The 20112-nt window shown below is 72.8% G+C and carries 19 protein-coding genes; 10 read left to right on the top strand and 9 right to left on the bottom strand.

What is annotated here, in order from left to right; genetic code table 11:
* Positions 1 to 19: 19 nt before the first annotated feature.
* Positions 20 to 799 (top strand): nucleotidyltransferase domain-containing protein, encoded by a 780-nt coding sequence (locus ACIQWG_RS07305; protein ID WP_404091500.1) that lies wholly within the window; start codon positions 20 to 22, stop codon positions 797 to 799.
* Positions 800 to 1014: 215 nt separating this feature from the next.
* Positions 1015 to 2907 carry an FUSC family protein gene (locus tag ACIQWG_RS07300; RefSeq protein ID WP_404091498.1) on the top strand — a complete coding sequence of 631 codons (1893 nt, stop codon included), beginning with the start codon at positions 1015 to 1017 and terminating at the stop codon, positions 2905 to 2907.
* Here ACIQWG_RS07300 and ACIQWG_RS07295 read toward each other — a convergent pair.
* The gene (locus ACIQWG_RS07295) at positions 2857 to 3429 is read right to left on the bottom strand and encodes a class I SAM-dependent methyltransferase (protein ID WP_404091495.1); all 573 of its coding nucleotides are present in this window, start codon (positions 3427 to 3429) and stop codon (positions 2857 to 2859) included. The genes ACIQWG_RS07300 and ACIQWG_RS07295 overlap by 51 nt on opposite strands.
* 5 nt (positions 3430 to 3434) lie before the next feature.
* Complete coding sequence (locus tag ACIQWG_RS07290; protein WP_404091492.1) at positions 3435 to 4391, bottom strand: endonuclease/exonuclease/phosphatase family protein; 957 nt, start codon at positions 4389 to 4391, stop codon at positions 3435 to 3437.
* A gap of 161 nt (positions 4392 to 4552) precedes the next feature.
* Between ACIQWG_RS07290 and ACIQWG_RS07285 the strand changes: the two genes are divergently transcribed.
* The 5 genes from ACIQWG_RS07285 (at position 4553) to ACIQWG_RS07265 (ending at position 8576) form a co-directional block, all read left to right on the top strand.
* A complete protein-coding gene (locus ACIQWG_RS07285; protein WP_404091489.1) occupies positions 4553 to 5917 on the top strand; it encodes an amidohydrolase in 1365 nt (454 codons plus the stop codon).
* 118 nt (positions 5918 to 6035) lie between these two features.
* A complete protein-coding gene (locus tag ACIQWG_RS07280) occupies positions 6036 to 6251 on the top strand; it encodes a hypothetical protein (protein WP_404091487.1) in 216 nt (71 codons plus the stop codon).
* 25 nt (positions 6252 to 6276) lie between these two features.
* The gene (locus ACIQWG_RS07275; protein WP_404091485.1) at positions 6277 to 7458 is read left to right on the top strand and encodes a cytochrome P450; all 1182 of its coding nucleotides are present in this window, start codon (positions 6277 to 6279) and stop codon (positions 7456 to 7458) included.
* An 80-nt stretch (positions 7459 to 7538) separates the two neighbouring features.
* Positions 7539 to 8228 (top strand): DUF899 domain-containing protein, encoded by a 690-nt coding sequence (locus ACIQWG_RS07270; RefSeq protein WP_404091483.1) that lies wholly within the window; start codon positions 7539 to 7541, stop codon positions 8226 to 8228.
* Positions 8229 to 8390: 162 nt separating this feature from the next.
* Positions 8391 to 8576, top strand: a complete 186-nt coding sequence (locus ACIQWG_RS07265; protein WP_404091481.1) for a hypothetical protein — start codon at positions 8391 to 8393, stop codon at positions 8574 to 8576.
* Positions 8577 to 8598: 22 nt separating this feature from the next.
* Here ACIQWG_RS07265 and ACIQWG_RS07260 read toward each other — a convergent pair whose 3' ends face one another.
* The 3 genes from ACIQWG_RS07260 to ACIQWG_RS07250 all read right to left on the bottom strand — a co-directional run bounded on the left by ACIQWG_RS07260 (position 8599) and on the right by ACIQWG_RS07250 (position 11722).
* On the bottom strand, positions 8599 to 10542 hold the full coding sequence (locus ACIQWG_RS07260; protein WP_404091478.1) for an ABC transporter ATP-binding protein: 1944 nt from the start codon (positions 10540 to 10542) through the stop codon (positions 8599 to 8601).
* 131 nt (positions 10543 to 10673) lie between these two features.
* Entirely contained in the window at positions 10674 to 11108 is a 435-nt protein-coding gene (locus ACIQWG_RS07255) for a hypothetical protein (protein WP_404091476.1), read from the bottom strand.
* The gene (locus ACIQWG_RS07250) at positions 11099 to 11722 is read right to left on the bottom strand and encodes an ATP-binding protein (RefSeq protein WP_404091474.1); all 624 of its coding nucleotides are present in this window, start codon (positions 11720 to 11722) and stop codon (positions 11099 to 11101) included. Before ACIQWG_RS07250 ends, ACIQWG_RS07255 begins: the two co-directional genes overlap by 10 nt.
* 330 nt (positions 11723 to 12052) lie before the next feature.
* Here ACIQWG_RS07250 and ACIQWG_RS07245 point away from each other — a divergent pair, with 330 nt between their 5' ends.
* The 3 genes from ACIQWG_RS07245 (at position 12053) to ACIQWG_RS07235 (ending at position 14050) form a co-directional block, all read left to right on the top strand.
* Entirely contained in the window at positions 12053 to 12913 is an 861-nt protein-coding gene (locus ACIQWG_RS07245) for a helix-turn-helix transcriptional regulator (RefSeq protein ID WP_404091471.1), read from the top strand.
* Positions 12914 to 13168: a DUF397 domain-containing protein gene (locus ACIQWG_RS07240; RefSeq protein ID WP_404091469.1), complete on the top strand. Its 255-nt coding sequence runs from the start codon at positions 12914 to 12916 to the stop codon at positions 13166 to 13168.
* 93 nt (positions 13169 to 13261) lie between these two features.
* Positions 13262 to 14050, top strand: coding sequence for an SAM-dependent methyltransferase (locus ACIQWG_RS07235; RefSeq protein WP_404091467.1), 789 nt, complete (start codon positions 13262 to 13264; stop codon positions 14048 to 14050).
* Positions 14051 to 14114: 64 nt separating this feature from the next.
* Here the strand turns inward: ACIQWG_RS07235 and ACIQWG_RS07230 are convergent, their stop codons facing one another.
* The 4 genes from ACIQWG_RS07230 to ACIQWG_RS07215 form a co-directional block, all read right to left on the bottom strand.
* Positions 14115 to 14819: a dual specificity protein phosphatase family protein gene (locus ACIQWG_RS07230; protein ID WP_404091464.1), complete on the bottom strand. Its 705-nt coding sequence runs from the start codon at positions 14817 to 14819 to the stop codon at positions 14115 to 14117.
* Between the two features lie 135 nt (positions 14820 to 14954).
* Positions 14955 to 15875 (bottom strand): hypothetical protein, encoded by a 921-nt coding sequence (locus ACIQWG_RS07225; RefSeq protein WP_404091462.1) that lies wholly within the window; start codon positions 15873 to 15875, stop codon positions 14955 to 14957.
* The gene (locus ACIQWG_RS07220) at positions 15872 to 18190 is read right to left on the bottom strand and encodes a PEP/pyruvate-binding domain-containing protein (protein WP_404091460.1); all 2319 of its coding nucleotides are present in this window, start codon (positions 18188 to 18190) and stop codon (positions 15872 to 15874) included. The genes ACIQWG_RS07225 and ACIQWG_RS07220 overlap by 4 nt, the downstream gene beginning before the upstream one ends.
* 403 nt (positions 18191 to 18593) lie before the next feature.
* Positions 18594 to 20099 (bottom strand): PLP-dependent aminotransferase family protein, encoded by a 1506-nt coding sequence (locus ACIQWG_RS07215; protein WP_404091458.1) that lies wholly within the window; start codon positions 20097 to 20099, stop codon positions 18594 to 18596.
* Between the last annotated feature and the right edge of the window lie 13 nt (positions 20100 to 20112).

Here is a 20112-nt window from a genome sequence, read left to right as displayed (position 1 = left end):
ACCTGCCTACCCTGCACGCATGCCCTCTCGCGACGACGTCTCCTTCCTCGACACCACGGCCGACCGCCTGGCCGCCCTCCCCACCGTCCGAGCCGTCGCCCTCGGCGGGTCCCGTGCCGAGGGCACCCACCGCCCCGACAGCGACTGGGACCTTGCCGTCTACTACCGCGGCGCCTTCGACCCGGCGGACCTGCGCGCCCTCGGCTGGGAGGGCGAGGTGTCGGAGGTCGGCGGCTGGGGCGGTGGCGTCTTCAACGGGGGAGCGTGGCTCACGATCGAGGGGCGGCGGGTCGACGTCCACTACCGCGATCTCGACGTGGTGGAGCGGGAGTTGGCGGAGGCAAAGGCGGGGCGGTTCCGGGTGGAGCCGTTGCTCTTCCATCTCGCCGGGATTCCCAGCTACTTGGTGGTGGCGGAGCTGGCGATCAACCGAGTGCTGAGGGGAGCGCTGCCCCGACCGGCCGACTATCCGGAGAAGCTGCGGCGCGCGGCGAGCGAGCGCTGGTACGGCACGGCCCGGGCGACCCTGGCGTACGCGAAGGCCAACCATGCCCCCGCCGGCCGCCTCACCGAGGTCGTGGGCGCCCTCGCCACGGCCGCCGTACACACGGGGCACGCGGTGCTGGCGGCGCGGGGTGAGTGGGTGACCAACGAGAAGCGGTTGCTGGAGCGGGCCGGGCTGCGTGCCGTCGACCGCGTCGTGGCCCAAGTGGGCGGAACCGGCGCCGATTCCCTGACGGCCGCCGTCGCCGAGGCCGAAGCGCTCTTCCGTTCGGCAGTGCTCGCCGCTGCTCCTTGACCGGCGCAAGCCGGGAACGCCGCCGTTCCGCGATTGCGTTCATAAAGAACGTGGCGTTTCCAGGCATCGTCACATCCCCGCAACCCGAACGCCCCATCCCCACCAGGTTTCACCCCTACCGTGGACACCACCGGCCGCAACCGCACGGCCGACGCCCCGCCCGGCCACCGTCGCCCGAAGGCACCCACCCCCGCCCTCGCCCCGACTGGAGCCCTGTGACCCGCCCCGCACGTCCGGTTCTCGCCCTTCCGCCCTGGCTGGCGCACGCTCTTCGTGCCCAGCGCGGACCCGTGCCGTGGAGTGCGGTCACCCGTGGGGCGCTGGCGGCCGGGCCTCTGCTCCTCACCGCCGTACTCACCGGCCACACCACCCTCGGTGTCGTCGCCGCCATCGCCGCGATGCTCGCCGGCATCAACGACCGTCCCGGCAGCCGCCGTGTCTCCGTTCAGCGGCTCGGGGTGCCCGCCGCGGTGGGCGCGGTCGGGCTGCTCGGTGGGACGTATGCCGGGGATCACCTCGGAGTCGTGCCGCTCACCCTCGTGCTCACCGGGCTCGGCCTCGCCGCCGGCGGCATCAGTGCCGTCGGGCCCGTGGCCTCCGCCGCCGGTACGCAGCTTCTCGTCGCCGCCGCCATCGGGGCCGGGATGCCATTGCCCGACAGCGGGTGGGAACGGGCCGCGGCGTATCTCGTCGGTGGCGCCTGGCTGCTCGTGCTGCGGCTCGCCCTGCCCACGCCCGGGTCCCTCGTCGGCGACTTCCGGTTCGACGGGGAACGCGACGCCGTCGCCGAGGTGTACGACGCCGTCGCCGGGCTCCTTGACGCCGTCGGCACCCCGCACGCCACCGCCCGCCGCGTCGCCCTCACCGCCGCCCTCGACCATGCCCAGGACGCCCTCACCGGGCCCCGGCTGCGACGGTACGCCTCCTCCGGCGCCGAGCGGCGGTTGCACGCGCAGTACGCCGCCGCCCTGCCGCTCGCCGAGGCCGCCACCGCGCTCGCCTGGGCCGGGGAGCCGGTTCCGGCCCGTGCCTCCACCGGGCCCCGCCGGCTCGCCGCCGCCGTACGCGGCAACACCCACACCGGCCCGCTCCCCGCGCCCTCCCGTTCCGCGCCCGCCCTGCGGGCCCTCGACGACGCCCTGCTGCACGCCGCCGAGGCGTTCGACCGGGGGCGGGGGGACCGGGACCTGCACACGAGGCGTCGTACGGCCCGCGAGCTGGTCCGGGCCGTGTTCGGGGCCGGCGGACGGGAGTACGGACTGCGCGTCGCCCTCTGCTTCGGCGCCAGTGCCGGAATCGCCCAGGCCCTGCACCACGCCCGGTGGTACGGGCAGCACGAGCACTGGTACTGGCTCCCGGCCACCGCCGTCTTCCTCGTCAAGCCCGACCTCGGGCCGCTGGTGTCGCGGGTGCTGTGCCGGGCCGCCGGCACCGTGCTCGGCGCCCTGCTGTTCGCCGGGTTCGCGGCCGTGCTGCCCCGGCCCGAAGGGCTCGTCGCGCTCGTGGCGCTCAGCGGTGCCCTGATTCCCGTCGCGACCCGGCACTTCGCCGCCCAGACCGCCGTGGCGACCGTCCTGGTGCTGGCCCTGGTCATGGTGGGCGGCGAGCCGCAGGCCTCCGTGAGCCGGATCGGGGAGACGTCGCTGGCCTGCGCGATCGTGCTCGTGGTGGGGCATCTGCCGATGCCGGGGCAGCGGGGCGGGGGCGTGCGGGCGCGGCTCGGGGCGGCGGGGCGCGCGGCCTACGCCTACCTCGCCCATGTGCTGAGTGAGGCCGAGGGCGCCGACTCCCGCGCCCACCGCTGGACTCTGCGCCGAGAGGCCTATCGCGCGCTCGCCGAGGCCCGTACCGCCATCGCTCTCGCCGCCGCCGAACTGCCCGCGCTCGCCCGGCACACGCAGGGCGCGGACGAGGTCGTCCACACCCTGGAACGGCTCGTCGACGCCACCACCGCCTGCGCCGTGCACCTCGACGACTCGGGCCGGCTCACGCCCCGACACACCGCCCAGCTCACCGAGTTGCTGGCGGAACTCGCGGCGGAACGCGACCGGGTCGGGCTACGGATCCCCGAGGTCCCGGAACTGTCCGACGTGCGCCTCGCCGGCTGACGTCGGCAGCGTGGCCCGGACGCACACCAGCGCGTTCCCGCCGCCGGTCACCCCTGTCCGCACCTCCGTCACGAACCCCCGCGCCGCCACGACCGCCGCCGCCTTCCCGGCGATCTCCTCGGCCCGTCCGGGGCCGGGCGGCTCCCAGCACAGGCAGAGCGCGCCGCCCGGCGCCAACCACCGCCTCAGCGCCGCCAGTTCCCTCTCGGGTGACCGGACCCAGAACAGGTTCACGTTCACCGCGAAGATCTTGTCGAAGGACGCGGCGGGGAAGTCGGCCTCCTCCACCGCGGCCGTCCGGACGACCGCCCGGCCCGCCGCCACGCACCGCGCGTTACGGCGCCGCGCCTCCTCCACCGCCGTACTCGACCGGTCGATCGCCGTGACCGTGCCCGAGGTCAGCCGCTCGCAGACCAGGGTGATGGCGACGCCCCGCCCGCAGCCGATCTCCAGCACTCGGTCCCCGGGCCCGAGGTCCAGGTTCTCCACCGCCCAGGTCAGGCGCTCCGGGACCGGCGCCACGGCACCTACCGGTCCCCGACCCGCACCCAGACCGGCGCGTGGTCCGACCCCGCCTCGCCCCGCCGGTCCTGTGGATCCGCCCCGACCGACGGCAGGTCCGGAGCGCCGGCCCCCGGCGCACCCGTGCCGGCCGCCGTCACCCGGTGGATCAGACGATGGCTGCACAGTATGTGGTCGATCAGCTCGCGCCGGCCGGAGTTGACGCGCGAGAACCGCTGCTCGGCGGGGATCAGCGGTGCCACGTTCCACAGACGGGCCGCGTCGCCCTTGTCCTTCACCTGGAAACCGGGCGTGCCGATCTCCGAACCGGGTGGGCCCAGCAGGATCTGGGTGGTAGCCGCCTGCACCTCGTCGTTCAGGTCGCCCACGACCGCCACGTCGTGTTCGCGTCCGTCGCCCGCCAGCAGCACGTCCGCCAGCGCGCGCAGGGCCGTCGCCTCGGCCGCCCGCCGGTAGAGGGCGTACGCCCCGTAGCGCGCCCGTTCGCCCTCGTCCCGCGGCTGGAAGCGCCCGCCGGGATACGACAGCAGCTTGGACTTGAGGTGGGCCACCGCTGCTCGTATCGGCCCGCTCCCCGTCTCCGTCTCCACCGCGAGGAAGCCCCGGCCCGACCGGGATGTCGCCCCGCCCTCGTCGTCCGTCTGCACCGGAATCAGCTTCTTCGGGAAGGCGGACACGTCGTGCAGCACCCGCAGCTCCGTACGGCCGAGGAAGCCGACCCTGATGCCCCGGCCGTCCGGGTGCTCGGAGAGCGCCAGGTGCCAGTCGCCGCCCAGCATCCCGGCCAGGTCCCGCAGGGCCTGAGGGTCACCGACCTCCTGCACGCCGAGCAGTGCCGGGTCGAGATCGTCGACGACCGCCGCCAGTGCCGCGAGCTTCGTCTCGTACGCCGCCTTGTCCTTGGGGCCGAACTCGCCGCCGGGCCGGTAGAGGTTCTCCAGGTTCCAGGTGCCGAGGAGCATGCCGGGCTCCTTCCAGAAGCCGTGGGGCAGGGGGGCCGTCAAGCCGTCTCGCCGGCCGTGGTGGGGCCAGCGTGCCCGGGCGGCGGGGCCCTGCGACAGACCCGCGACCGGATGCGCGGTTCACCTCACGCGCGTCGACGACCGCGTCGTACGTTGGCGTGATGACGCCTTCTCCCGCAGAAGCTCCCGCCGACCTCATCATCACCGGATGCACCGTCCTCGTGCACGACGAGCAAGAGCGGATCGGGTTCCAGGAGGACGCCGCGATCGTCGTGCGCGAGGGCGTCGTCGAGTCCGTCACGACCGCCGGGGCCGTACGCGCGCGGGCCGCCGTCGAGCGGCTCGACGCCGCTGGTCAGGTCGCCCTGCCCGGCCTCGTCAATTGCCACAGCCACGCCCCGATGGTGGCCCTGCGCGGTGTCGCCGAGGACCTGCCGATCGAGGAATGGTTCAACGACGTCGTGTGGCCCGTCGAGTCCAACCTCGCAGAGAGAGACGTGGAGTTGGGGGCGCGGCTCGCCTGCGCCGAGATGATCCGGGGCGGCGTGACCTGTTTCGCCGATCACTACTTCTCCATGGACGCCGTCGCCGCCGTCGTCGAGGACTGCGGGATGCGGGCACATCTGGGGGAGGCGTTCTTCTCCTCCCAGGGCGCCGAGGGCCGGGAGCGGTCACTGGACTTCGCGCTACGGCATCGCGGGGGCGCCGGCGGCCGTATCACCACCACCCTCGCCCCGCACGCCCCTTACACCGTCGACGACGCCGACCTCGCCGCCACCGCCGAACTCGCCCGCGACCACGGCCTGCCCGTCCATCTGCACGCCGCCGAGAACCGCGACCAGGCCGACGCCAGCCTCGCCCGTCACGGCGTCACCCCCATCGAGGTCCTGAGGCGCACCGGAATCCTCGACACCGACGTCCTCATCGCCCATGGCACCGGCATCCTGGACCGCGATCTGCCCGCGCTCCGGAACGCCTCCGGCCGGGTCGCCGTCGCCACCGCCCCGCGCGGCTACCTCAAGTTCGCCTGGCCCACCACCACACCGGTACGCGCCCTGCACGACATCGGCGTCCCGGTCGGCCTCGCCACCGACGGCGCCGCCTCCAACAACTCCCTCGACGTCTGGGAGGCGATGGCCCTCACCGCCCTCATCCAGAAGTCGGCCACCGGCGACCCACGCTGGCTGACGTCCCGTCAGGCCCTGCACCACGCGACCCTCCAGAGCGCCCGAGCGGTCGGCCTGGGGGAGACGATCGGCAGCATCGCACCCGGCCGCCGCGCCGACATCGTCCTCATCGACCTCAGCGGCCCGCACACCCAGCCCGTACACGACCTCGCGGCCACCCTCGTACACAGCGCCCGCTCCTCCGACGTCCGCACGACCATCGTGGACGGACGGATCCTGATGCGCGACCGGGAGCTGCTGACGATCGATGTGCCCGCGGTGGTGGGGGAGTTGGAGGAGCGACTGCCGGCACTGTTGGACCGCGGCCATGGGGGGCGGATCCAGGAGTACGACGCCTGAGAATCGGCCTGACAGCAGCCCTTTGACGCCAACCGTCGGCAACCGCGCGGTCGCGCCGGGTGGTTTCGCGTTACATGTGAGAGCCGGGACGCAGTCGTCTGACGGGAGGGCCGGCCGGGTGGAGCTGTCGATAGACGTGGCGGTGTTGCTCGCCGTGATCATCGTGCTGCGTCTGGGGCGACGAACCCAGGCTCGCAGCCGGAACGACGAGAAGTTGACCGTGGTCATCGTGCTGGTGTTCGGGATCCTGATCGCCCCGACGGCCTTCGGTCACGGGGTCGTGGATGTGGTCGGCCAACTCGCCCAGGGTGTCACCCAGTCCAACACCCCTTGATCCCCCCGTCACTAGGCTGGTCCCCATGGACCCCGCCGACGGACTCATCGACCACCCGTACGACGTGTACCGGCGCCTGCGCGAGAGTGCGCCGGTGTGTCGGATCGCCGGGCCCGACGGCAGTCCCGCCTGGCTCGTCACGCGGTACGGCGATGTCCGTGAGGCGCTCGCCGACGTGCGGCTCTCGCTCGACAAGAGGAACGCGGCGCCCGGAAGTTACCGGGGCTTCGCGCTGCCGCCCGCGCTCGACGCCAACCTCCTCAACATGGACCCGCCCGACCATGCCCGTATTCGTCGACTGGTGGGCCGCGCCTTCACCCCGCGCCGCGTCGAACAACTCCGTGGTCCCGTACGGCGGACCGCCGACCATCTCCTCGACGCGCTCGGCCCGCACGGCACCACCGACCTGGTCGCCTCCTACGCCGCACCCCTGCCCATCATCGTCATCTGCGACCTGCTCGGCGTCCCGGACGCGCACCGACGGGACTTCCGGGAGTGGACCGACGCGCTGGTCGCCCCGGACCCCGCCCGTCCGGGGGCCGCGAAGGAGGCGGTCGGCGCGATGCTCGGGTTCTTCACCCGGCTCCTCGCGGACAAGCGGGCGAAGCCGGCCGACGACCTGCTGTCCGACCTGATCGCGGTCCGCGACGGCGGCGACCGGCTGAGCGAGGACGAGTTGATGTCCCTCGCCTTTCTGATCCTGTTCGCCGGCTACGAGAACACCGTGCAGCTCATCGGGAACGCCGTGCTGGCCCTGCTGCGGCACCCCGGCCAACTCGCCGCGCTGCGCGAGGACCCCGCGCGACTCCCGGCCGCCGTGGCGGAGCTCAGCCGCTACGAGGGGCCCGCCCTGCTCGCCATCCGCCGTTTCCCCACCGAGGACGTCACCATCGGCGGCGTCACCGTCCCGGCCGGCGAGACCGTCCTGCTGTCCCTGGCCGCCGCCAACCGCGACCCCGCCCGCTTCCCCGACCCCGACCGTCTGGACCTCGCCCGCGACGCCTCCGGCCACCTGGCCCTCGGTCACGGCATCCACTACTGCCTGGGCGCGCCGCTGGCCCGCGCCGAGACCGAGATCGCCCTGGCCGCCCTGCTGGAACGGTTCCCCGAACTCGCCCTCGCGGACACGGACGTACGGTGGCGCCGCTCGCTGCGCGCTCGTGGCCCGGCCGCGCTGCCGGTGTCGTACTCCGAGAAAGTTTCCTGAAATTCTCCGCGGCGGCGATGAGTTCCGCTCCTGACACCGGTCACCACCCCGAACGGACCGTTGTACAGGAGGGGCGCCCCATGTCGCTTCCGGAGATCGTCTCGCGCGAGCAGTGGCGCGCGGCACGCGAGGAACTGCTGGTCAGGGAGAAGGCGGCCACGCGCGCGCGTGACGCGCTCAACGCGGAGCGGCGCAGACTTCCCATGGTCGAGATCGAGGAGGAGTACCTCTTCGAGGGCGGCGACGGCAAGGCCACCCTCCTCGACCTCTTCGAGGGGCGGCACCAACTCGTCGTCTACCACTTCATGTTCGCCCCCGAGTGGGACGCCGGCTGCCGCAGCTGCTCGGGATTCCTGGACCAGATCGGGCACCTGGCCCATCTCAAGGCCCGCGGCACGACCCTGGTCGCCGTCTCCCGGGCGCCGTTCACCCGGATCCTGCCGTTCAAGGCCCGTATGGGCTGGACGCTGCCCTGGTACTCGTCGTACGGCACCGACTTCAACCACGACTTCGAGGCGACCCTGGAGCACGAGGGGGAGCCGGTGGAGCGGCCCGGGATCAGCTGCTTCCTGCGGGACCGTGACCGGGTCTTCCACACCTACTCGACCTACGAGCGCGGCCTCGACGGACTGGGTTCGACCACCGGCTTCCTGGACCTCACCGCCCTGGGCCGGCAGGAGGAGTGGGAGGAGCCCAAGGGGCGCGCGTCGGCGCTCGGGGCGCCCGCGGGCAGCGAGCGCGTCAGGTATCACGACGAGTACGAGGAGTGAGAGAGGCGCCACGAGGGGTGGCGTTTGATCATCCAGCGTGATCAGGCGCTCACACATCGCCGTGAACGAGTGTCAACTACGTCTCAGTCCCGTCACCGACCGAGGCCTTTCACCTCCGCCAGGCGTTAACTCCTACAAGTACGACGCTTATCGGAGGTCAGGATGGTGAACGGGCGAACAGTGCTCGAACGCTTTCCCGCCGGCGGGCCGCGAGGATCGTGGCCGGCGGAGGAGTTCGCACACGCGCGACGCATGGAAGGGCTGCCCGCGGAGGTCGTGATGGACCTCGCGACGGACGCGTTCCTGGTGGTCGTCAGCGGTGACGGGACGGTCGACGCCGCCGCGTGAGCCCTCGGCGGGCGCGGCCCGGTCAGCCCGCCTTCGGCGCGGGCACCCGTGCCGTGAACTGCTCGGCCTGGAGCGAGTACAGCTCGGCGTAGACGCCACCGGTGGCCAGCAGTTCCTCCGGTGAGCCCGACTCCACGAGCCTGCCCTGGTCGAGGACGTGCACCAGATCGGCGTGGCGGACGGACGCCAGCCGGTGGGTGATCAGGACGACGGTCTGGCCGGTGGAGGCCAGTGCGCGGATCTTCTCGAAGACCTCCAGTTCGGCCCGCGCGTCCAGCGCCGCCGTCGGCTCGTCCACGATGAGGATGCGCCCGCGCCGGTAGGCGGCCCGGGCGATGCCCAGCCGCTGCCACTGCCCGCCGGACAGCTCGTGCCCGCCGTTGAACTGACGGGCCAGCAGGGTGTCCAGGCCGCGCGGCAGATCGGCCACCACCTCCTCGGCGCCCGCCTCGGCCAGCGAGGCCGACAGCCGCTCCTCGGTGAGGGGAGCGGAGGAACGGCCGACGGCGACATTGACCCGGGCGGTGAACGGCCAGCGCTTGAAGTCCTGCGCCACCATCGCGATGCGCTCGGCGAGTTGGTGCCGGTCGGCGCCGGCCGCGTCCACGTCGTCCCACAGGACGCGGCCCCGGTCCGGTGTGTAGAGCCCGGCGAGCAGTTTGACCAGGGTCGTCTTGCCGGAACCGTTCTCGCCGACCAGCGCGACGATCCGGCCGAGGGGGAGGGTGAGCGTGACGTCGTCGAGGGCGGGGCGGGCGGATTCACCCGGGTAGGAGAAGGTGACGTTCTCGAAGCGGATCTCCTGCGGGTCGTCCGGCAACGCGGCTCCCCCGACCGGGATCGCCCGCTCGGCCGCCTCGACGTACAGCCGCTGGAGATCGCCGACGAAGAGGGCCTCCTCGTGGAGCGCGTTGACCTCCAGGACCAGGCTGTCGAGGCTGGAGGACCCGGTCCGGATCGCGATGACGGCCGTACCGGCCACCGACAGCGCCATGGCGCCGGCGAGCAGCAGCCCGCCGAGCGTCGCGTACGTCGCCACCGTCGCGAGGCCCGTCCAGGCCGCCGCGATCAGCCCGGTGCGCGCCGCGAGCCGGGCCAGCCGGGCCTGCTCGGCCTCCGCCGTCTCCGACATCGCCCGGTAGTGGCGCAGCAGGAACGGACCCACACCGTGCACCCGGATCTCGGGGGCGGCGGCGGGCTCGGTGAGCAGCCCGCTGATCAGATGGCCGGCGCGGGCGTGCTGCACCCAGGTGTGGAAGGACTCGTAGCGGCGCCGGGCGTTGGTGAGCGCGCTCCAGGCGCTGGGCAGCGTCATGGTGGCGAGCAGCGGGAGCAGGGCGGGGTGCAGCACCGTGAGCACACCGGCCGCGGCGATCAGCGAGATGGCCGCGTTCACGACACGGGCGCTGTACGAGATCATGCGGCGGGCGGAGGCGGCGCCGTACTGGGCGGTGTCCAGCAGCTTGTGGAAGGCGTGGTCCTCGATCGCGGCGAGCTCCACGGCGGCGGCCCGCTCCAGATACAGCTCGGTCGCCACCCGCTCCACCTTGGGCTCCAGTCGCCCCGTGGCGTACGTCGACGCGGCCCGCAGCAGCGTGGAGACCACCATCACGGCGGCCATGGCGACCAGCGCCGGAACCGTGCCCCGCAGCCGCTGCGCCAGTTCCCCGCCCTCGATCAGCCGCCCCAGCACACTGTTGACGGCGAGCAGTCCGACCGCCTGCGCCAGCCCACGGCCCACCTCGGCCACCAGCACGGTCCGCGCGGCCCGCCGGTCGGCCTGCCAGGCGAGCCGGAAGCTCGACCCGAGCAGCGACGGCAACCGCGTCACCATGGCCCTGAAGCTCAGCTCCAGAAAGGCGTCCCGGTGCTGGTTCCACCCCATGTCGTAGCGCAGCGGACCCCCGAACAGCAGCCGCTCCGACTCCGAGACCCGCGGTTCACCGGCATCACGCTTCTTCCCCACCCTGCATCTCCCCCGACGGCCGCCCGTGACGGAGGGCCACTATGGCGGGGCGGGGGCGTTCCGGGGAGGGCGCGAGTAGCGGTGGGGGGTGCGCGCGGGCGTGCGCCTGGAAAGAGGCGGCGGACGGAACTCTAGGCGCTGATCTGCCTGGACCAGGTCGGCGTGGTCCCGGTGACCCGGCACAGCGCCAGATACAGCGGAATCGGCGGGGTGTACGGCACGTTCCCTTGCGGCCGGTGGATCAGCCGGGGAACGTCCGCGACGACCGCCCCCGTCAGGTACCGCACCGACGGCGGCCACTCCAGCGCGTAGTCGGAGTCGGACGGGACGATCCACCACCAGTGCGCGTCGTCGGCGTACACGCACCCCACCCGCGGCAGTCGCGGCATGATCAGCGGACCGAAGCGGGCGGGAACCGCCACCGCGTCGCAGCCCAGGGGAGCGGTCATCCCCTCCGGAACGGGCAGTCGGCGCGGGGCGGCCGCTGTGCGCATGCCGCGGCGAAGGCGGACCAGCGTGTCCAGGCTCAGCACCTGACCGCCGCCCAACGCGCCGCTCACAGCCATGCGGATCCCGTTCCCCCGTCGTGTCGGCCCTGTGCCTCGTCCTCGTCCGAACCGCCGGGCGGACCCGGTTTGGGCCGCGAGCCCCAGCCGAGGTCGTTGTACGGCCCGGTGGCGCCCCCGGAGTCGGCCCTGCGCGGCAGATCGGCCCAGACGACCAGTCCGGAGGCGTGCTCCAGGGCGCCCCAGGAATGACAGAGAGCCTCGATGAGGAGCAGTCCCCTCCCCTGCTCGTCCTCGGGCCGCGCGGGCGACGGATGCGGCTCACCCGGAGCGCACCCCTCGTCACGCACGGCTATTCGCAGCAGTTCGGGACCGTCGTGCAGTTCGCAGACGATGTGTTCGCTGGCGGTGTGCACGATCGCGTTGGTGACCAGCTCGGACACGACCAGGGCGGCCGTGTCGCAGGTGTCCTCGCACACCGCCCACCCGTTCAGGCGTGCCCGGGTCAGTCGTCTGGCCTGGGCCGGGGACCCCGGATGAGCGGCCAGTTCGAACCGGAACCGGCGCTCGGCACCGGCGCCCCGCTGGGGGCCGATTCCCGTGCCGACACCGAGGTTGTGGGGAACCGCAGCGGCGTCTGTTCCTAAGGGCGGGGACGGAATCACGCTTGCCACTATCGCCCCGGCGTGAACACTTGGCAAGTGTCACTCTGAAAAATGCAGAGTGCTGTGTGACTCTCTGGAAGGCCGTGGCACACTGCTCGCAACAGCATGTCGAACGGCGCCAGTTGGGATCACCGAAGATCCATCCCGATCTTCGAATAGATCTTCGAATGGCGCCGTCGGCCTGTCAGCGTTCGGTGGCTCCGCCGGGGTTGCGACCGTCTGTCAACATCAGTCGGTCTGTACGGATACGGATACGTGGTCCTGCGTATCCGTGGTCATGCGCATCGGCAGCGATGCGCAGCCATAGCGATGCTTGGTTCTCATTCGTGGAGGTGGAGCGTGAGCGAGCCGCGGTCCGCGCCGACGGTCGGTCAGGTGGTCCTGGGGCGGCGCCTGCTGGACCTGCGCGAACGTGCCGGGCTCAAGCGCGAGGAGGCCGCCCGGATCCTCCGTGTCGCCCCCGCCACGGTCCGCCGTATGGAGATGGCCGAGGTCTCGCTCAAGATCCCGTATCTCCAATTGTTGCTGAAGGCCTACGGCGTCTCCGACGAGGAGGCCGAGGGTTTCGTGCAACTTGCCGAGGAGGCCAACCGGCCCGGCTGGTGGCAGCGGTTCCACGACATCCTGCCCGGCTGGTTCTCGATGTACGTCAGCCTGGAGGGCGCGGCCGCGCTCATCCGGTCCTACGAACCCCACTTCGTGCCCGGTCTGCTCCAGACCGAGGACTACGCCCGCGGGGTGCTGCGGTCGGGCGCGATCGGCCAGACCAGCCCGGACGACATCGAGCGCCATGTCGCCCTGCGGATGCAACGCCAGCAACTGCTCACGCGTGAGGACGCGCCCCGGCTGTGGGTCGTGATGGACGAGACCGTGCTGCGCCGCCCGGTGGGCGGCCCGGAGGTGATGCGTGCCCAGATCGGCAGACTGCTCGACGCCACGAAGCTGCCCAACGTGACGCTCCAGGTGGTCCCGTTCGCGAACGGGCCGCACCCCGGCACGTACGGGCCCTTCGTGCTGTTCCGATTCGCCATGTCAGAACTGCCGGACATGGTCTACAGCGAGTACCTGACCGGCGCCGTCTATCTCGACGCGCGCGCCGAGGTGGCGACCCATCTCGAGGTCATGGACCGCATGGCGGCGCAGGCCGCTACGGCACATCGCACGAAGGAGATCCTGCGGGATCTCCGCAAGGAGCTGTGAATGGATCGCATCAAGCCGCGCATACGCGTCTACAACGGCATGCCCGCGCGGGACTTGGGCAGCGAGGGCTGGCACAAGCCGTGGAGCGGCGGCAACGGCGGCAACTGTCTGGAGGCGATGAAACTCGCCGACGGCCGCATCGCCGTTCGCCAGTCGACCGATCCGGACGGGCCGGCGCTGATCTACACCACGGACGAGATGCTGGCGTTCATCGAGGGAGCCAAGGCGGGGGAGGCGGACTTCCTCCTGTCCTGAGCCGTTCCAGCCCTTGCCCGACTCGCTGTCTCTCGTACAACTACCTTGACTTGGTGCTTAGTTGATAATCCATTGCGTCTTACGGAGTGCCCTGTGACCGAGATCGACACCAGCAAGCCGCATCCCGCCCGGATGTACGACTGGTATCTCGGCGGGAAGGACAACTATCCCGTCGACGAGGCCATGGGCCGGCAGATGCTCGCCCTCGACCCGCGCGTCCCGGTGATGGCACGGGTCAACCGCGCCTTCATGCACCGCACCACCAACTGGCTGGCCCAGCAGGGCGTACGGCAGTTCCTGGACATCGGCACCGGTATCCCCACCGAGCCGAACCTCCACCAGATCGCCCAGCGCGTCGCCCCCGACGCGCGTGTCGTCTACTGCGACAACGACCCCATCGTGCTGGCCCACGCGGCCGCCCTGCTGCGCGGCACGCAGGAGGGCACCACCGAGTATCTGCAAGCCGATGTGCGCGACCCCGACGCGATCCTCGAAGGCGCCCGGAAGATCCTGGACTTCGGCCGCCCGGTGGCTCTCTCGCTCATCGCGCTGCTGCACTTCGTCAGCGACGAGGACGGCGCGCACGAACTGGTCGGCCGGCTGCTGTCCGAACTCCCCTCCGGCAGTCATCTGGTGGTCACCCACGCGAGCGCCGACTTCACTCCCGAGGAGTCGAAGGCGGCGACGGAGAAGCTCAAGGCGGCCGGTGTGACGCTGGCCCTGCGCTCCCGCGAGGAGTTCACCCGCTTCTTCGACGGCCTCGAACTCGTCGAGCCCGGCGTCGTGGTGCCCCACCACTGGCACCCCGAACTGGGCGAGCCCGTGCCCGGGCAGGACGACGGGGTCATTCCCGGGTACGGGGCGGTGGGACGCAAGCCGTAACGCCACGGCTTCCAGGTCGCCTACAGGTAGGACATGATGCGCCGCGGCGCGTCCACCAGGTCGCCTACAGGTACGACATGATGCGCCGCGGCGCGTCCACCAGGCGGCTGACCACCAGCACCGGCAGCGGCGGTTGCTCCGCCTTGGCCGGGCTGAGGTTCAGCCCGTAGAAGATCTGCTCGATCGAGGGCGGTCCGACCGCGAGGTTGCGCCGGACCGCCTGCGACGGCGACTCCTCACCGGTGTTCACGAGGTACGCGGCGACCATCGCGCCGGTACGGCCGACACCCGCGCCGCAGTGCACGAACACCGGGCCGGACGCCGACGAGACGACGTCGAGGAAACGCTGCACCTGCTTCGGCGCCGGCGTCTGACCGTCACGGATCGGCAGGCGTACGACATTCAGCCCCGCCTCGCCCGGCTCGGCCAGTTCGGATGCGCTCATCCGCTCGGCCCGCAGGTCGACGACGGTGGTGATGCCCATGCCGGCCAGGGCTCGGTAACCGGCCGGGGAGGGCGCGGAACCGCGCCACAGGCGGCCCTCGGAGTCCACCGGCTGGAAGTGGTTCACGCCCTGGACGGCGTGTGTCCCGGCGGGTGCGGGGGTCTCCGCCCGGGCCAGGTACGAAAGGCCCAGGATGCCGCCGGCGCCGACCGCCCACACCACGAGGTAACCGATCACGATGCCGACGAGCACCCGCAGTGCGCGCTGCGACAGCGGGCGTCGGCGGAGGGCAGGGCGGGGCAGAGCAGTGGAGAGGACAGCCATGGGCGACCCGGGGGACTAGGGGACGTGGGCGCAGAGGGAAGAGTACCCCGGGGATTGCGATCAATGGGTACTATGTCCGTTTTTGTGCCACACATCTCACTTGTCATGTCCGGCCGTCCGGGCGGCTCCCCACGGTCACCGTGAGTCGTCGCCCGACTCCATGTCATTGACGGCGACCACGGTGAGATGGGCGCGCTCCAGCGTCGCGTCCTCCAGGCAGCCGCGCAGCCTCATCAGGTCGTGGTCGGTGAGCGCGGGTCGCACGACGCCGGCGAACATCCCGTTGCCCAGGTCGCCGAGCGGGGCGTGCCGCAGCGGCATCGACGTGGAGTCGCGGCAGCGCTCCCAGATCTGCTGCGCGGCCAGTGCCTTGCGGGCGGCCGACACGTCCGTGCCCCGCAGGTCGACCTGGACCAGCATTGAGGTCGCCTGGTGCTCGTTCTTCTCCTCCGCCCGGGTCTGCGTGAGGTCCGCGAGGCTCACGACCAGCGCGGCGACCAGGGCGACGGACAGCACGGCGGCGCTGGTCACCCGTGCCCTACGGCGGCCGGGACCGGTGCCCGGCGCGGGCAGGTCCTCCAGATCGCCGGGCGCCGCCGGATCGGGCGCGGACAGCACGGCCAGCCGCCCGGCCAGGCGCCGCTCGGCCGGTCTGGCGGTGGCTGTGGCGACCTTCTGCACCACCCAGGCGAGCCCGGACAGCACCACCCCGGCGACCATCAGCACCGGCACGAAGACGTACGACCGGTCCGCCGGGTCCTCCAGCCAGCGGAACCGTGTCTCCTCCCGGGCCAGGGCCGGCTCGCGCAGCCGCGTCAGCACGTCCTCCTGGCGGGCGTCCAGCTCCCGCTGCCGCCGGTCGCTGTCGCGCAGCCGCTCCTCGATCCGGTTCAGCCGCCCCAGCGTCACCAGGCCGAACAGCATCACCTCGATGACCAGGAGCAACACTCCGCAGATCAGGGCCCGCTGCCACTGCCATCGATACAGATAGACGATCAGGTACGTGCCCGCGCCGGTCGCCGCGAGGGCTGCGAAGGCATACGCGATCTTCCTCATGGCGCGTCCCCCAGTCCGACGTCACCGGCGGTCCCGTCGACCGTCAGCCGCGAGCCCGGCGGGAAGCGGCGCACGGCGTCCCTCACGCCGACGACCGCGGGGAGCCCGAACTCCCGCGCCAGAACGGCCAGATGCGACAACGGGCTGCCGGTCTGCGCGACCAGACCGGTCAGGCCGGGCAGCAGCGGGGCCAGCGCCGGGTCCAGGGTGCGTACGATCAGCACGGCATCCGCGGGCCGCGGGCCCGTCCCGTCCCATACGGTCCCGACGGCACGCCCCGCGGACACGCCCCGCACGCCGTCGCTCCGGCGGGTGTCACGTTCGGCGACGACCACCTGGCCGTCCGCGAGCCGGAACTCGTCCGGCAGCGGGGGCGACGCGGGTCGCGGCGCGCGCTCGTGGAGGTCGTCGGGCAGCCAGCCACCGTCCAGTACGTCGGCCAGTTCAGCCCAGCGCAACAGGCTGACCCGCTCGACGCCGGTCCCCAGCCGCCGCGCCGCGTCACGGACCAGCCGTACCTGTAGTTCCTGCACCCAGCGGACCCTGAGGCGGAGGGCTTCGCGGGGTGGGAGGGCGGCGATCGGGAGGGGGTGGGGGGCGAGGGCGGTCGCCCGGGGGTGGGGTGTGGCCCGAGTCGGCCTAGTGGTGCCTGTGAGCGCGGCGGCGTACAGGGCCAGTCGTGCGTCATGTGTCGTGCCCGGCGCCGGCGCGGAGAGCGTCGTTCCAGGTCCGGGCGCGGGCGGAAGGGGCGTCTCCGGCAGTCGCCCCCGCCCCCGCAGGCTCGGTGCGCTGAGGGCCAGGACGACCGGATCCGACGCCACCACCTGGTCGTCGGGTACGCCCCGGGCGCGGGCGTCGGCGAGGGCGGTGAGGGCCGTGCCGGCCGCTGTGCGGGTGTCCGGCGGTTCGTGCAGAAGGGCGCCCGCGAGAGCCTCCTGGGCGTGCAGCGCGACCAGGGCCCGGCGGGTCCAGCGGAGCTCCGCGGCGAGGGAGGAGCCGGAGAGCGCGCCGGGCGACGGGATCTCGGCGAGGCGGCGGTCGACGTCGGCGGCGAGGTCGGTGGCCAGCCCGGGCAGGGCGGAGGCGAGGCGGCCCACCCGCCAGGCGGCGGAGAGCCGGCGCGCTCCGGGCGCCGGGTTGAGCAGCGCGAGCCAGCGGTGCCGTGGCGGCACGGTGCCGAGCAGACGCAGATCGGCTGCCGCGCGTCCGCCGACGGTCGTGACCACGGGCACCGACCTGAGCAGCCGACGAGGTGCCGTGCCCCCGATGTCGAGCGCGGCGGCGAGGCCGCGGGCCATCGGCGCCACCCAGAGGTCCTCCTCCAGCGGCGCGAGCTGTTCGGGCAGCGTCTCCGCCACCGGACCGGGCCCGAGCAGCCGGGCCGCGCGCGCCGGCCGGGTCGCCATCGCGGTGATCGGCCTGCTCTGGAACAGCCACAGCCGCCCGTCCGCGTCGAACCCGAACTCGACGTCCTGCGGCCCGCCGAACACCCGCCGCACCCGCCGCGCGAGCCGCGCCAGGCGGAACAGGTCCGCGCGCGAGAGCAACGAGCCGACGCCCGTACGCCTCACTCGGCGGTCCGACGGTGGGGCGGGCGGCGGTACCGACTCGGCCGGCGGTTCCGCCGGCGTGACCGGAGGCTCTCCCGCGGCCTCCGTCCACGCGTCCTCGCCGGACTCGGTGCGCAGCAGTCTTCCTCGTTCGCTCAGCCAGTAGCTGATGCCCGACCGGGTACCGCCGACCAGGCTGTCCGGTCCGCCGCGCACCGCGCTGACCAGCATCCGGTCGGCCCGCCCGGCGACCGGGTCGGCTCCGAACATCACCCCGCCGACCTCGGCGACCAGCATGGGCTGCACCAGCACCGCCATGGGCGCCGTGGATCCGTCGGACCGCCGCGCCGAGTCCAGCACGGTCTGTACGGCCGTGAGGAAGTCCCGCCAGCCTCGTACGTCCAGCACCGACGCGAACTGACCCGCCAGGGACGACTCCTCGGTGTCCTCCTGGGGCGAGGAGGAGCGTACGACGAGCGGGCGGGACCCGCCGTCGGAGAGTTCGTCCCAGGCTCGTCGCAGGGCGATCGTGTCGCCGCGAGCCTGGTGCGGGATCACGAAGCCGGGCAGTACGGGCAGTCCGGCGCGAGCCGCGCGGGCGAGGTTCGCGGCCTTGGAGCCCATGATGCGGGGAAGCGCGGTGCCGGGCTCGTCCAACGGGACCACGGCCGGGCGGTGCACCTCGGCACGGCCGAGGGCGACGTCGCCCTGGTGCTCTTCCCTGTCGCGGGCACCTTCTCCATGACGTTCATCCACCGTCGTCATCGCACACCCTCCAGGACCGACCGCCAACAGGGGGGACGCGCGGGGTGGACCCTGCGCCTGACGACGGAACGAAGGATGGGGGCGAGCCGCCACCGGCCCGATCAGGGTGCGACTACAGCACGCCTCCTGCTCCGATGATCCCACTCCTGTTCGACTGCATGTAGCCCGGAAGCCACTTTTCGGACAGATAGGAGAACAAATCCGAGCGCGGCAGTATGCCGGGTGAGGACGACTCGTCCGGCGGCAGCGGGCCTCCGGATCCTCCGGAAGCAGGACCGCGCTCGGGGCGGTCTCCTCCGGGGGGACGATCCGGTGCGGCGTTCGGTGCGCACGGGGCCTCGCGGAGTGGCTGTCAGACGCGTACCGCTGTGCCGCCCGTGCCCTGCGAAGATTGGCGGAGAGTCTACGCACCGCCCTCTACGGCACCGTCCGGCTCCTCACGTGGCGGCAGCACCTCGCACAACGCCTCCAGCGCGGCCCCGTACGCGTGCTCCGAGGGCGTGGCGTAGCCGACGACCACGCCGTCGCGGACCGGCATGTCCGCCTGTGCCGCCTCCGGGTGCCGGAACTCGGCGAGTCCGTCCAGGGCGACGCCCTGCCAGGTGGCCGCCTTGACCGTGGACCGCTCGCTGCCCGGCGGCAGCCGCAGCACCGCGTGGAGGCCGGCGGCGACACCCGTGACCTCGACGTCCGGTGCGTGCGCGGCGAGCGCGGCCACCAGCCGGTCGCGGCGGTTCCGGTAGCGCTGCCGCATCCGCCGTACGTGGCGGTCGTACGCCCCGGAGACGATGAAGTCGGCGAGGCTCAGCTGATCGAGGACGCTCGCCCATGCCTCGCGCTCGCCCTTGGCCGCGAGCACGTCACCGACGTGACGCTCCGGCAACACCATCCACCCGAGCCGCAGCGCGGGCGACAGGCTCTTGCTCACCGAACCGATGAAGATCACCCGCTCGGGGTCGAGCCCCTGGACCGCGCCGACGGGCTTGCGGTCGTAACGGAACTCCCCGTCGTAGTCGTCCTCCAGGACCACGCCGCCACGCGCGCGTGCCCAGTCGATCACGGCCGCCCGCCGCTCGGGATGCAGCGGGCCGCCGGTCGGGAACTGGTGCGCGGGCGTGAGCAGCACCGCTCGCTCGCGGTCCAGCCGGTCGACGCGGGCGCCGTTCTCGTCGAGGGGGAGCGGGACGGTCCGTACGCCCGCCGCGGCGAGCAGTTCCCGGTGGAAGCCCAGTCCGTACGCCTCCACGGCCAGCGGGCCGCGCAGCACGCCGCCGCCTCCCGCCCTGTCCCGGCCGATGTCCTGGCCGAACAGCAGCCGCAAGGCGTGCGCGAAGCCGGAACAGATCACGATCCGGCCCGGCTCCGTGCGCACGCCACGCGCGCGGGCCAGGTAGTCGGTGAGTGCCTCCCGGAGTTCGAGACGGCCGGCGGGATCGCCGGGGCCGAACACCTCGTTCGGCGCCTGCTGAAGAGCCCGCCGGTAGGAGGCCAGCCAGGCCGCGCGCGGGAACGCCGACGCGTCCGGCGTGCCCTGCCGCAGGTCGTACCGGGGGCCACGCGCGCGAGGCGGCGCCTTCCGCGGCACCCGCTCCGCGCGCCGCAGCGGCTCGGCACGCTCCGCCACTCTCGTCCCCGAGCCCTGCCGCGCGGTGAGCCAGCCCTCGGCGACCAGCTCCGCGTAGGCGTCGGCCACGGTGTTGCGGGCCACCCCGAGGTCGGCGGCGAGCGAGCGGTACGGCGGCAGGCGGGTGCCGGGCGCGAGCCGCCCGCCGCGCACGGCCTCGCGCAGCGCACGGATCAACGCGGCCCGCCGCCCGCCGGGTCCCGGCGACGCCGAGAGGTCCAGGTGCAGGTCGGCGCCGATGCGCTCCGCGGACTCGGTCCATGAATTGACCCACGAATCAGCCATGGAAATGCACCCT

Origin of the sequence: Streptomyces sp. NPDC098781, from assembly GCF_044759995.1 — a bacterium.
Lineage (GTDB): Bacteria > Actinomycetota > Actinomycetes > Streptomycetales > Streptomycetaceae > Streptomyces.
This window is presented reverse-complemented; position numbering and strand designations above follow the sequence as displayed.